This window comes from Gilliamella intestini, assembly GCF_900094935.1.
Taxonomy (GTDB): Bacteria; Pseudomonadota; Gammaproteobacteria; order Enterobacterales; family Orbaceae; genus Gilliamella; species Gilliamella intestini.
This window is the reverse complement of record NZ_FMBA01000057.1, coordinates 1-13,449: the sequence shown is the minus strand read 5'-3', so window position 1 is coordinate 13,449 and position 13,449 is coordinate 1. Positions and strand designations below refer to the sequence as shown.

The following is a 13,449-nucleotide window of genomic DNA, read 5'->3' as shown; positions in this document are numbered from 1 at the left end:
GCTTCAGCTTCTTTTAAAATAGCGACGATTTGATGTTCAGTCATTTTTTTCATAATTAAATACCCTTTACTTTTATCATAGAGAATTTTCTACTTTTTGCTGTACTATTTTAGGGGAGAGTTACATTAGTAAAACACTATCAATCTTCAACCAACAATACTCAACAGCGTCTTCTAACATCACAAAATCGGCAATATCGTATAGTGTTTTTGCTGTTTGATAGAACACATAATTGTGCTCGTCGTCGCTGTTGATAATGTAGCACTCGCCCGCGATTTCATTTTCGAAATCTTCGGGTGTCATACGTATGTAAATTGGTAGTGTGTAGTTTATTGTTATCATGATAAGCGAAAAGTGTATTTATTTGGGGTATTTTATATTGATTGTATTTTGATGTGAAATTATAGAGAGCAGATCACAAGAATGTTTGTGACATATTTGTGCCGTAGATAATGTAAAATAAACTAAAAAATAGTGAATAAATACACAGCTATCGGTTTGGATAACCTATTATCTTTTTGATTTATAATAAATTAAAAGCATACTATAAAATAATACATGTCACTCTTAATCAATTGGTCGCGGGTTCGATCCCCTCACAACCCACCATTCCTCTTATTTTGGACTATATCCGGTCATAAAAAATCATATAAAACATAGGTTTTAGCGAAGGAATCACTTTTCATTAATTTGTGCTAAAGTGAGTATACATTTGTATATGTTTTGTATACGAATATAATCTTGATATGATTCTGCATAAAAATATACAAATTTTGGGGAGTAAGTTGGCTAGTAATAAACTAACTTATGATACGGTAAAAGTATTGTCTCTATTTTTATCAGAGAAAATAGAACTAGAAAGTAGTTTTATCTAGTTAGAAAGATAGGTACATCAATAAGTAAGGAATTATATAAAACTAAAAAGGTACTACTCAGTGCTTTATTTTAGGTATAATAATGGTTGTTATATAGAAATGGCGGATATGTTTCGGTATATGGCATTGTTTTTATTTATAGATAATTAATAATTTATTTTTAAATTAAAAGCCTAAACTATTATAAAGATTCTCTTTTTCAAGCGTTAATAGCTATCTATCTTTACCTTTCGATCATAATTAATGATATCAAAATAAGGCAATAAAATATTGTTTTATCTATTAACGTTTTACAGTTAATTAGAGATTAATTGTTCTAAAATTTCAATATTAATTTTAGGCAGCCAGTTTTTTATTTAATTATTATAGGTATTAAGATGAACTCATATTTATTACTTTTTTTTGCAATTATTTGTGAAGTTATTGCAACTTCATCATTGAAACTATCTGATGGATTTACCAACCTTATCTATTCCATCATTACCATTGTAGGTTATAGTGCTTCGTTTTATTTACTTTCATTAGCATTAAAAACCATTCCCGTAGGTATTGCTTATGCTATCTGGTCTGGAATTGGAATTGTGTTAATAAGCTTAATTGCATGGATCTTCCTAAAACAAACTTTGGATCTAGCAGCATTAATTGGTATGGGGTTTATTATGTTTGGTGTTGTGATTATTAATTTATTTTCGAAAGTATCAGGACATTGATTAATAGCGTCACCTACATGTTAATCTTACAGGCGTAATTTTAAAATTTAATAATTCCATTTTTTATATCTGTTATTAACAACCGAAATAGTAGTAATCTTAGTTAATCCACACTATTGTCTTTTAATTGACTTAAAAATATTGATCTAATCGATTTGAGATTTCTTTTTTAATTATTACAATAGTCAAAAAAACCACTCGGTAGAGTGTTAATTTTATTTGATTTTTATTTTTATATCGCTGTTGGTGTCATTTGACTTTAAAAAGTGAGAGCGTTATATCTCTTTCATTTAATTTCTATAATTAATTATTTTGTTCCTAGCTTGTAAAATTGTATTATTTTTATTGTCCTTTAAAAAAGAGGGAGAGAATATTTAATCCGTATAATAATTAGTTTTTTCAAATCTACTAATAAATTGTTTTTTAACCCATAATGCTATCATTCTTTTTTTCTTATCTTTTTTAAAAAGTTTTTTTCTATACTCTGAACGTTGCTTGATTAGTGGTGTTCTCTCCGCTTGTATTGATGAATTTAAAAGGTTCTTGTCGTTGGTACTTATAAGACAAGGCAATGTTGCATATAATTTGACCCCAGTACATGCTTTAATTATTTTAAACATATCTGCTTCATAACGAATAGGAAATAAAAATTTAATTAACTTTTTTGCTGCTTCATTGGTTATAATATAGCCATTAGCTCTAACTGCTTTTGTTACTTCAAAAAGTTCAAAATTATCTAGGTTAAATTTTTTGTTAACGAGATAGTGAAAATCGGCAGTCAGCAAGAAAATACCTTTTTTAGTATTTTTAGTTTTAAAACTATTTAAAAAATCAGGTAATTTATTATCTAATACAGCATCATCCTCAAGAATTAAAGCATAAGGTAAATTATCTTGTATGATTTTTTTATATATATTTATATGACTTAGTGCACAGCCTATTTCGGCTTTAGTTAGAAAGTTATTGGGATAATCGTAGACTGTGTTATGAATAAATGAGTCAGATAAGCTATTACCATCCACAGCATTGTAAAGTTCAAAGTTTAGTTTTAATTTCTCACATTCATTTTTTATCTTTTCTCTCTTTTTAGATTCTTTTTCCAAATTTATTATAAAAATTTTCATTTTATTTATTTTCCTTATAATTATTTTTAAAGTATATCATGTGAATTAGAACATAAAAATTTATAAATAACTTATTAAAAAATAATCTACAAAAATAAGTGACTTATGTATATACTCTTTATCAATTTAATTAGCTTTATCATAGTATAAGTTAGTTACAACTAATTTGGTTATTAGTATTAATTTTCAGCAATATTTTTAAGGATCATTTGGTATGATTTTAGGTAATATTAATCATTTAGGGTTAGTTCCTTATTTACCCGAAAAAATTAAACAATCAATTGAATATATTAAAGATAATGTCAATAATAATACGCCTGTTGGGCGTTACGATATTGATGGTGATAATATGTTTTTTATGGTATCTGATAGTACATCGCGACATATTCACGATGCTAATCCGGAATATCACGAAAAATATATTGACGTTCAGATTGTTTTAGTTGGGCAAGAGGGTATGGCAGTAAACACGTTACCGCCATATACAAAAGTGTTAGATAATAAATTAGCAGAAAATGATATTGCTTTTATTGAAACACCAAAAGAAGAAACCTTGTTGATATTACACCCAAATGATTTTATCGTGTTTTTACCTAATGAAGTGCATAAACCGCTTTGTGCAATTGATAATAAGATCGAAACAGTTCGAAAAGTTGTGATAAAAATTGCGTTAGATTATTTATAAAAAGATTAAGGATGATAGGTATATTATGACTACAAAAATAGCTGTTATTGGCGAATGTATGATTGAATTGTCGATGAAACAAGATTCGACTACACGTGGTTTTGGTGGTGATACGCTTAATACATCGGTTTATTTGTCTCGTTTACTAAAAGATAATGATTTTTCAATACATTATGTAACTGGGCTTGGTATCGATCCTTTTAGTCAAGAGATGTTAGATAGCTGGCAAAAAGAAAATATTCAAACTGATTTAGTGCAAAAAATGTCAGATAAGATGCCGGGCCTTTATTCTATCGTGACCGATGAGAAAGGTGAGCGTTCTTTTTATTATTGGCGTAATGATGCGGCTGCTAAATTTTGGTTAAAAACAGCAGACACAGATAAAATAACGCAGCAAATTGCATTGTGTGATTATGTGTATTTAAGTGGTATTAGTATTGCGATTTTAGATGCTGAAAGTATCCTTAAATTATTAGATCTTTTAAAATGTGTTAAAGCTAATGGTGGTAAAGTTATTTTTGATAATAATTTTCGTCCACGTTTATGGAGTAGTCTTGATTTGGCTCGTAGTGTTTATGCTGATATTCTTGGTTTTACAGATATTGCATTTTTAACATTAGATGACGAAGATTTATTATGGGGTAAGCTACCTTATGAGCAAGTTATTGAGCGTACAAAACAATTTGGCGTAACTGAAATTGTTATTAAACGTGGCAGTGATAGCTGTATTATCGATTCTGTTGATGGTCGTTTTGAAGTTCCTGCTAATAAAATCGCTAAAGATAAAGTGATTGATACTACAGCCGCTGGTGATTCATTTAGTGCAGGTTATCTTGGGGCTCGTTTAAGTGGAAGGAATCCTTCTCAGTCAGCATTACAGGGGCACTTGGTGGCTGGCACGGTTATACAATATCGCGGCGCAATTATTCCAGTTGATGCGACCCCAAAATTGATATACTAAATTAAATCAACGAATGACGGTCATTAATGACCGTTTTTTCTGCTGTAAAGATAAATATTTTTAATTTATTTTTTGTCAAAAAGTTTCAGGTAACACAGTGTTTTAGTATAAAATTAGCCAAGTAGTATATTCAGCTATATAGTTGTATATTTAATCAAATATTACTGGTATAATATACAGTTAATTTTCTATCCATTTTGTTTAAAAACACAACAAAGAAGAGATCTATGTCAATCAAAGATATCGATATTCGTGGTGCGAGAACGCACAATCTAAAAAACATTAATGTAACTATTCCAAGAGATAAATTAGTTGTTATTACAGGTCTTTCTGGATCAGGTAAATCTTCGTTAGCATTTGATACTTTATATGCCGAAGGGCAACGACGCTATGTTGAATCGTTGTCGGCGTATGCTCGTCAGTTTTTATCATTGATGGAAAAACCTGATGTAGATCATATTGAAGGATTATCACCTGCAATTTCGATCGAGCAAAAATCAACTTCGCATAACCCTCGTTCGACAGTTGGGACTATCACTGAAATTTATGATTACTTACGTTTGCTTTTTGCTCGAATTGGAGAACCTCGTTGTCCAAATCATCATTTACCGTTAGCTGCTCAAACGATATCGCAGATGGTCGATAGTATCATGGCGTTACCGACTGACAACCGTTATATGCTACTTGCCCCTGTGGTTACTGAACGTAAAGGGGAGTTTGTTAAATTGTTCGAGCAACTTGCTGCTAGTGGTTATATTCGGGTACGAGTGGATGGCGATGTATATGATCTTTCTGATCCCCCAATTCTTGAATTGCAAAAAAAGCATACCATTGAGGTTGTTGTTGATCGTTTTCGTATTCGTGACGACTTAAAACTTCGTTTAGCAGAGTCGATTGAAACAGTTCTTTCGATCACTAATGGTATTGTTAAAGTAGCCAATTTGGATGATCCACAAGCTGAAGAATATTTGTTTTCGGCTAATTTTGCCTGTCCTATTTGTGGTTACAGTATTTCTGAATTAGAGCCGAGATTATTCTCGTTCAATAATCCCGCTGGTGCGTGCCCAGAGTGTGATGGCTTGGGTGTGCAACAATATTTTGATCAAAAACGTATTGTACAGATGCCAGAAGTTTCATTAGCTGCTGGTGCGATTAAAGGTTGGGATCGTCGCAATTTTTACTATTTCCAGATGCTAAAATCATTAGCGGATCATTATAAGTTTGACATTGATAAACCATATGAAAAATTACCTGAAAAAATAAAAGATATTTTATTAAATGGTTCAGGTAAGACCGAAATTCAGTTTGTTTATTCAAACGATCGTGGTGATGTGGTTAAGCGTAAACATCCGTTTGAAGGGATTATTAATAATTTAGCTCGTCGGTATAAAGAAACTGAATCACAAACTATCCGTGAAGAGCTAGCAAAATATATTAGCCATCGACCTTGTCCTTGTTGTGGTGGTTCTAGGTTATGTACGGCAGCAAGAAATGTGTTTATTAATGATACAAATTTACCAACAATTAGTGATTTAAGTACGCAACAAGCCAAGGATTTTTTTGATAAATTGACATTGACAGGGCAACGAGCTCAAATTGCAGAAAAAATCTTGAAAGAGATCAACGATCGTTTACAATTTTTGATTAACGTTGGACTTAACTATTTAACGCTTTCAAGATCCGCTGAAACATTATCAGGTGGTGAAGCACAACGTATTCGATTAGCAAGCCAAATTGGTGCAGGGCTTGTTGGCGTGATGTATGTGCTTGATGAACCTTCTATTGGTTTACATCAGCGAGATAATACTCGTTTGATTGACACTTTAACGCATTTACGTGATTTAGGTAATACTGTTATAGTCGTTGAACATGATGAAGAAGCTATTATGGCTGCTGATTATGTGATTGATATTGGTCCAGGGGCAGGGGTTCATGGTGGTGAAGTTGTTGCTCAGGGAACACCCAAACAAATAATGGCATGTAAAACATCTTTAACAGGAAAATATTTATCTGGTAAAGAAAAAATTGAAATACCGACTATTCGCACCAAAGTCGATAAGAAAAAAATGTTATCTCTTATTGGTGCAACCGGCAATAATCTTAAAGATGTTACATTAAATATTCCAGTTGGCTTATTTACATGTATTACTGGTGTATCGGGCTCAGGAAAATCAACCTTAATTAATGATACCTTATATCCCCTTGCCCAAAACGAACTCAATGGTGCAGAAAAAACTGAAATAGCACCATATAAAGCAATCAAAGGACTTAACCATTTTGATAAAGTAATTGCGATTGACCAAAGCCCAATTGGACGTACGCCACGTTCTAATCCAGCAACTTATACAGGATTTTTTACTTCTATCCGTGAACTTTATGCTGGTGTACCGGAATCTCGAGCTCGAGGCTACAATCCAGGGCGCTTTAGTTTTAATGTTAAAGGAGGACGCTGTGAAGCCTGTCAAGGTGATGGTTTAATCAAAGTTGAAATGCACTTTTTGCCTGATATTTATGTTCCTTGTGATCAGTGTCATGGTGCCCGTTATAACCGTGAGACCTTAGAGATCAAATATAAAGGAAAATCTATTAACGAAATTTTAAATATGACAGTTGAAGAAGGTCGCGAGTTTTTCGATGCCGTGCCAATGATAGCACGCAAACTGCAAACATTGATTGATGTTGGGCTTTCTTATATTACTATTGGACAGTCAGCAACAACATTATCGGGTGGTGAAGCGCAACGAGTAAAACTCGCAAAAGAATTATCTAAGCGAGATACTGGTCGCACTTTGTATATCTTAGATGAACCAACAACTGGGCTACATTTTGCTGATGTGAAACAATTACTAACGCAATTACATTCATTACGAGATAAAGGCAATACTATCGTTGTTATCGAGCATAATTTGGATGTAGTTAAAACAGCAGACTGGATTGTGGACTTAGGACCAGAAGGTGGTAATGGTGGGGGAGAAATTATTGCCGAAGGGACGCCAGAAGAGGTTGCGAAATCTAAACATTCCTTCACTGGAAAATATTTAAAACCGTTATTGGAAAAACAAAAAGTAGTTTAGGATTATTAATTAGCATATAAAGAACGGGCGAGGAGCAATGCCCAGTCTTTTTATATGCTTTAATTTATATTATAGTTAGATAAGTACTGAAAATAGACAGAAACTGAATTTATAACGAGTTTGGTAAGATTCTTAAGTGTAATTATCAGCATGGTTTGGTTGATGAAAGGGGTTGTATTTTGACATTGCTAATTGTATTGATGATCATAGTCGCCTATATTTTGGGCTCGCTTTCTGGTGCAATGATCATTAGTCGCATCATGCATTTACCTAATCCTTCAGAACATGGATCTCACAATCCTGGAGCAACCAATATTTTACGACTCAATGGCAAATTACCAGCCATTTTTGTTTTAATCTTTGATATGTTAAAAGGTACAATTCCTGTTTATATTTCATATCGGCTTGGTATTACACCTTTCTTTTTAGGTATTATTGGTATTTTTGCTTGTTTAGGACATATTTTCCCCTGTTTTTTTCATTTTCGTGGAGGAAAAGGAGTTGCAACTGCGTTAGGTATGATGGCTCCAATTGGGTTTGATTTTACAGTTTGCTTTATTTTAACTTGGTTACTTACTTTACTAATAACAGGATATTCTTCGGTAGCTGCAATTATTGGTTTTCTTATGGCACCATTTTATGTTTGGTTATTCAAACCTGAGCTTACTTTACCGGTTGCAATGCTTTCGTGTTTGATTATTCTTCGCCATAATAATAACATTATGCGCCTTTTTAAAGGTGAAGAACCAAAAAGTTATCATCGTAGCAAGAACAAAAGATAGCCTAAAAATTTATACATAATAATGTTATATATTTTAATATATCTTTTATAAAATAGATTGTACGTTATAAAGCATCCTACCTACTTATTTTATGTAATCTTTTTGATTTTATCGTTAGTTAATTAAATAATAGAATAATTCTTGTTTGATAGATTTTTTAAAAAAGGTATTATTATCTTAAAACTCAAATATGTGGAAACCAAATAATTCATGCAAATAAGCCCATTATTAGAATCACTTATGGAAGCATTGCGTTGTTTACCGGGCGTTGGTCCAAAATCGGCGCAACGAATGGCCTTTCATTTATTACAACGAAATCGACAAGGTGGCATTAAATTAGCTCATGATCTACATGAAGCAATGATAAATATCGGCCATTGCAAGGAATGCCGAACTTTTACCGAACAAGAAACCTGTACTATTTGCGCCAATACTCGTCGTCAAAGTAGTAAGCAGCTTTGTGTGGTTGAAACTCCAGCAGATATAGTGGCCATTGAACAAACTGGGCAGTATAGTGGTCGCTATTTTGTATTATTAGGGCATTTATCACCTTTAGATGGTATTGGTCCTAGTGATATAGGTCTTGATTTATTGAAAAAAAAACTATCCTCGGAATCGATCAGCGAAGTTATTTTAGCCACTAATCCCACCGTCGAAGGTGATGCAACAGCTAATTATATTGCGCAAATGTGTGCTGAGTTTAATGTAACAGCAACAAGAATAGCTCATGGTGTTCCAGTTGGTGGTGAACTCGAAATGGTAGATGGTACCACCTTATCGCATTCGTTTGTTGGTCGTCAAAAAATTGAATTATAATTTTATTGAAGTTTTAGTACTTAGCCGTCTTTATAGCTAAGATCAGAAATGAAAAGAGGTATTATATGAAGTATAAAGCCGTAGCCTTTGATATGGATGGTACGTTGTTAGGCAGCAATCGTTTAATTTTACCAGAAACAATAGCGGTCATTGAAAAAATTACTGCTAAAGGAGTGAAAGTTATTTTAGTTTCAGGGCGGCATCATTCCGTAATTTATCCTTATTATTATCAACTCAAATTATCAACCCCCGCAATTTGTTGTAATGGATCTTATCTCTATGATTTTGAGAAACAAAACGCTTTTTCCGCTAAACCAATGACGAAAGATCAGGCTCGAATGCTACTAAATCTTGTCAATCAATATGGTATTCATACATTAATTTATACTGATAAAATGATGACTTATGAATTGTTAGATGATCATCTAGAAAGCTTTTTTAAGTGGGTTAAATCATTGCCTGAGTTTTTGCAACCTGAAATTAAAAAAGTGGATGATTTTGAAAAAGTTATTGAGCAATCTGACGCTATTTTTAAATTTGCAACAAGTAGTCATAATATACCTGCTTTACAACAATTTTCAAATGCAGTTGATTCCTTAGGTGTGTTCTCGTGTGAATGGTCTTGGTCAAATCGAGCAGATGTTGCGGTTAAAGATAATACTAAAGGAAATGGTTTAACGCATTGGGCAGAGCATGAAAATATTGATTTAAGCGAAATAGTCGCTTTTGGTGATAGTTATAATGACATAAGTATGTTATCTATTGCAGGATTAGGGATTGCGATGGGTAATGCTGATGATGAAGTGAAAGCCAAAGCAAATTATGCCATTGGCGATAATAATGGCCCTAGTATAGCTAAAGAGCTTGAAGAACTCTTTTTATAATTGATATATTTAATAAATATTCTATGTTTGAAATTCTTTATCAAGATGATGACTTAATTGCCATTAACAAACCATCTGGTTGGCTTGTGCATCGCAGTTGGTTAGATAAAAATGAAACCGTTGTTGTGATGCAAACATTGCGTGATCAAATCGGTCAACATGTCTTCCCTATACATAGGCTAGATAGACCAACGTCAGGTGTTTTACTGTTTGCCCTTTCTAGTGATGTTGCAAGAATGATGTCAGAGCAATTTGCGACAAAAAAAATTGAAAAAACGTATCATGCAATAGTGCGTGGTTATCTTGAAGGGGAATCTGTGATTGATTACCCTTTAGTTGAAGAACTAGATAGAATCGCAGATAAATTTTCTAATAAGAACAAACCAGAACAAGATGCAGTCACATTTTACAAATCTATTAGCAAAATCGAAGTTCCAATTAAAGTTGGTAAGTTTGATACTGCAAGATACAGTTTTATAGAATTAAAACCACAAACAGGGCGTAAGCATCAATTACGTCGTCATATGAAACATATCTTTCATCCGATATTGGGCGATAGTAAGCATGGTGATTTACATCAAAATCGTGCATTTGTGGCTTATTTTAATATCAAACGACTAATGTTACATGCCAGTAAACTAGAAATTACCCATCCCATCGACAATAAAATAATAACGATTGAAGCTAAATTAGACCAAAATTGGCAAGATATTCTTATCAATTTTAAATAAGAATTATGGCAACTTTATTATAAATAAAATAATTGTTACTAATTTGGCTAAACGCTTTATGGTTGTCCGACTATTTAAAACATGCTAAACAAAACCCGATTAGAGTTTTCCCTTTAAGCAGTAAGAATAAACGTTATAAAACGATTAGCTGAGTATTAATATCTGTTTAAACTTGAAAAGTCCATTGAAAATAAATTAAGGCGACAAGCTAAAGGCGATAACAAAACTTATCTAAGCGAAATGCGACAGGCTGATACCTAAAGTTTGCCGTTACTTAAAAATCAAACCAAGCAACAAACCAAAGAATATTTACCTGTTTGTATCTATTTGATTTTTATGCTTTTTATACATAAACGTAGTACACTCCTGAAACTTTTTCACAAAAGTTATAATATATTGATTTTTTTAGATAAACTGTGCGATAACCGGTATATCAAGCAAAAATCACCTTCCCATAAACCAGTGGAAAAGCCGAAAATGTGATACCAACTTTGAATTGAGATGCGGCATAATCAGCCAATATTTAGCGATTCAAAAGAGTGAAAACAAAAGCTTAAACGTTTGATTAATTTTATTATACCGTTAAACCACATAAAGCGATTTCAGGGAAAACGCCTTATGATTTTTAGAGGATTATTTTAATCATGAAGTATAAACAACTCGGCGTTTTTCTACAAATATCTTTAAATTTACTAAAACTTTACATTTTAAAAACTTTGATTAAAATACTACAAACACTAATAACATATTTTTTTATTTATAAAAAATCATAGATAATTGATCATTATCATAAAATTATTTTTTTATTAATAATAATTTGGACTGTTAAGAAAGGTTGATTATAAAAGTAAGGGATAAAATTATGGAATCATCTTTGAATCATTATCAATTCTCGCAAAAATTTAATTTAGCATTAACAATTGTGTTCACGCTTATTGGTATTATTGCTGCAATTGTACTAGGTATTATATATTCGATTATATCTTCATATTCACCATTGATTATTATTGACGCTGCTTTAGTAATCGGTATGGCTTATATCTTAACGTTTATCTCTAGTAAATTTACTAAATTGGCCAAAATTCGTAATGTAAAAGTCAACTTTTTGATGACGTTTTTTCTCTGCTTATTTGCTTATTATTCTAGTATTGTAACTTTTGAAACCATTATCTTAGGAATGGATTATTTTAACTCTTCACTATTTTTTTCACCTTGGAAAGTGGTTGATATTATGATGAATGATATCATTCCTTACCGTGAAATAACTATTACTAAAGGTAAAATGTCACGAGGGCAGATATCTGGAATTTTTCTTATAATCCTTTATTTAATTGAGATGGCTATCTTTTTTATTCCTGCTTTCTTTGCGTTATGTATAAATGATTATTTTTGTGAAAATTGTCAAACTTGGTATTCTAAATCGACGTTGAGCTCATTTAGTGACTCTACATTAGAGTCTCAAATCCTTAACAATCAACAAGGTAATTATGCAGATGTATTGAGTAATATTGTTTTTTATAAAAATGAGGATGATCTTATCAATAATGTAGATCCAAATATAGAACAACAAGATGCATTATTCTATTTTTATTGCCAATGTCCAAAATGCCATCAAAAAAGTATATTGACTATTGAGAAAAAACAACTCAAAAAAGGTGATAAAGGTTTTGAAGTAAAAGATGCTTCTGATCCTATTTTAGTTGATGCTATTTTTATTGATAACAAAACTGAAGCACTTTTTGAATCGCAAAAATAAACATACTACAAAAAAGGGACTGCAGTCCCTTTTTTATTAGCCGATATAAATAAAATGTATAATTTTAATTAGAATATCTTGTTTTTAGTGATTTAAAATACCAATAAAGCACAAGGCAAGCAGTACCAGTTGATAACAGATCGGCCGTTGGTGCTGCTGCCCAAACACCATCAAAGCCAAAAAATAACGGCAGAATATAAAGGGCAGGTAATAAAAGCAAAATTTGTCTTGAAAGGCTCAATAAAATCGAAATTTTTGCCATACCAATACATTGGAAAAAACTAGTGGTAACCATTTGAAAGCCAACAAAAATAAACGAAAGTGTCGTAAAACGTAACGCAATGGCTGATAATGCAACAAGATCTTCCTCTGAACTAAATGCTCGCACCAACGTTTCAGGAATAAAAAATCCAAGAACAAAACCGAGCGAAGTTACAACCGTTGCCACTTTCACAGCATAAAAGAACGTCTTTTTAACGCGATCATAATTTTTAGCACCATAATTATAACCGATAATAGGTTGCATACCTTGGTTGATACCAATCACAATCATAATAATTAACGTTATAAGCCGGTTAGCATTAGAAAAAGCAGCAATGGAATCATCACCAGATACGCCAGCAAGTGGCGCATAGCGATTAAGTTGCCAGTTAATAAATACCACAACGATTGATGCCGCCATTTGCATTGAAAAAGGCGATAAACCGATTGATATAACCGATTTTGCAATTGAAAAGTCTAATTTAAAATTACGTCGATAAAGCTTGATATTACTATTTTTATTTAAAAAATGTTGCATAACAAATACAAAGCTAATCATCATCGATAACGTCGTTGCCAGCGCTGCCCCACGCATTCCCCAACCTAGGCCAATAATAAAAATAGGTGCCAAGATAATATTGGCAATCACACTGACAAACATAGTTACCATGGCTTTAAAAGGGTAACCACTTGCGCGCATCATATTATTGTAGTTAAAAGTGAGGGTTAAAAAGATACTTCCGGGTAAAAAAATCTCTAAAAACTCTCTGGCATAAACATGGTTAACAGG

At 32.2% G+C, this 13,449-nt stretch carries 12 protein-coding genes; 9 read left to right on the top strand and 3 right to left on the bottom strand.

Annotated elements, in window-relative coordinates; genetic code table 11:
- Positions 1–120 precede the first annotated feature (120 nt).
- Complete coding sequence (locus GA0061080_RS10760) at positions 121–303, bottom strand: hypothetical protein (protein WP_091125410.1); 183 nt, start codon at positions 301–303, stop codon at positions 121–123.
- Between the two features lie 949 nt (positions 304–1,252).
- On the opposite strand from GA0061080_RS10760, the gene GA0061080_RS10755 reads away from it, so the two are divergent.
- A complete protein-coding gene (locus GA0061080_RS10755) occupies positions 1,253–1,585 on the top strand; it encodes a DMT family transporter (RefSeq protein WP_091125407.1) in 333 nt (110 codons plus the stop codon).
- A 374-nt stretch (positions 1,586–1,959) separates the two neighbouring features.
- Here GA0061080_RS10755 and GA0061080_RS10750 read toward each other — a convergent pair whose 3' ends face one another.
- Complete coding sequence (locus GA0061080_RS10750) at positions 1,960–2,709, bottom strand: glycosyltransferase family 25 protein (RefSeq protein ID WP_065560884.1); 750 nt, start codon at positions 2,707–2,709, stop codon at positions 1,960–1,962.
- 214 nt (positions 2,710–2,923) lie between these two features.
- On the opposite strand from GA0061080_RS10750, the gene GA0061080_RS10745 reads away from it, so the two are divergent.
- The 8 genes from GA0061080_RS10745 (at position 2,924) to GA0061080_RS10710 (ending at position 12,398) form a co-directional block, all read left to right on the top strand.
- Positions 2,924–3,394: a NanQ anomerase/TabA/YiaL family protein gene (locus GA0061080_RS10745; RefSeq protein WP_091125403.1), complete on the top strand. Its 471-nt coding sequence runs from the start codon at positions 2,924–2,926 to the stop codon at positions 3,392–3,394.
- Between the two features lie 25 nt (positions 3,395–3,419).
- Entirely contained in the window at positions 3,420–4,355 is a 936-nt protein-coding gene (gene kdgK, locus GA0061080_RS10740; protein ID WP_091125399.1) for a 2-dehydro-3-deoxygluconokinase, read from the top strand.
- 233 nt (positions 4,356–4,588) lie between these two features.
- Positions 4,589–7,429: an excinuclease ABC subunit UvrA gene (gene uvrA, locus GA0061080_RS10735; RefSeq protein ID WP_091125412.1), complete on the top strand. Its 2,841-nt coding sequence runs from the start codon at positions 4,589–4,591 to the stop codon at positions 7,427–7,429.
- A 179-nt stretch (positions 7,430–7,608) separates the two neighbouring features.
- The gene (gene plsY, locus GA0061080_RS10730) at positions 7,609–8,211 is read left to right on the top strand and encodes a glycerol-3-phosphate 1-O-acyltransferase PlsY (protein WP_091125396.1); all 603 of its coding nucleotides are present in this window, start codon (positions 7,609–7,611) and stop codon (positions 8,209–8,211) included.
- A 210-nt stretch (positions 8,212–8,421) separates the two neighbouring features.
- On the top strand, positions 8,422–9,027 hold the full coding sequence (recR, locus tag GA0061080_RS10725; protein WP_091125392.1) for a recombination mediator RecR: 606 nt from the start codon (positions 8,422–8,424) through the stop codon (positions 9,025–9,027).
- A gap of 65 nt (positions 9,028–9,092) precedes the next feature.
- On the top strand, positions 9,093–9,911 hold the full coding sequence (locus GA0061080_RS10720) for a pyridoxal phosphatase (protein WP_091125388.1): 819 nt from the start codon (positions 9,093–9,095) through the stop codon (positions 9,909–9,911).
- 23 nt (positions 9,912–9,934) lie between these two features.
- A complete protein-coding gene (truC, locus tag GA0061080_RS10715) occupies positions 9,935–10,642 on the top strand; it encodes a tRNA pseudouridine(65) synthase TruC (RefSeq protein ID WP_091125384.1) in 708 nt (235 codons plus the stop codon).
- A gap of 862 nt (positions 10,643–11,504) precedes the next feature.
- Positions 11,505–12,398 carry a hypothetical protein gene (locus GA0061080_RS10710; protein WP_091125379.1) on the top strand — a complete coding sequence of 298 codons (894 nt, stop codon included), beginning with the start codon at positions 11,505–11,507 and terminating at the stop codon, positions 12,396–12,398.
- 64 nt (positions 12,399–12,462) lie between these two features.
- Here GA0061080_RS10710 and GA0061080_RS10705 read toward each other — a convergent pair.
- The coding region (locus GA0061080_RS10705) for an MATE family efflux transporter (protein WP_091125377.1) at positions 12,463–13,449 on the bottom strand (987 nt) is incomplete at its 5' end.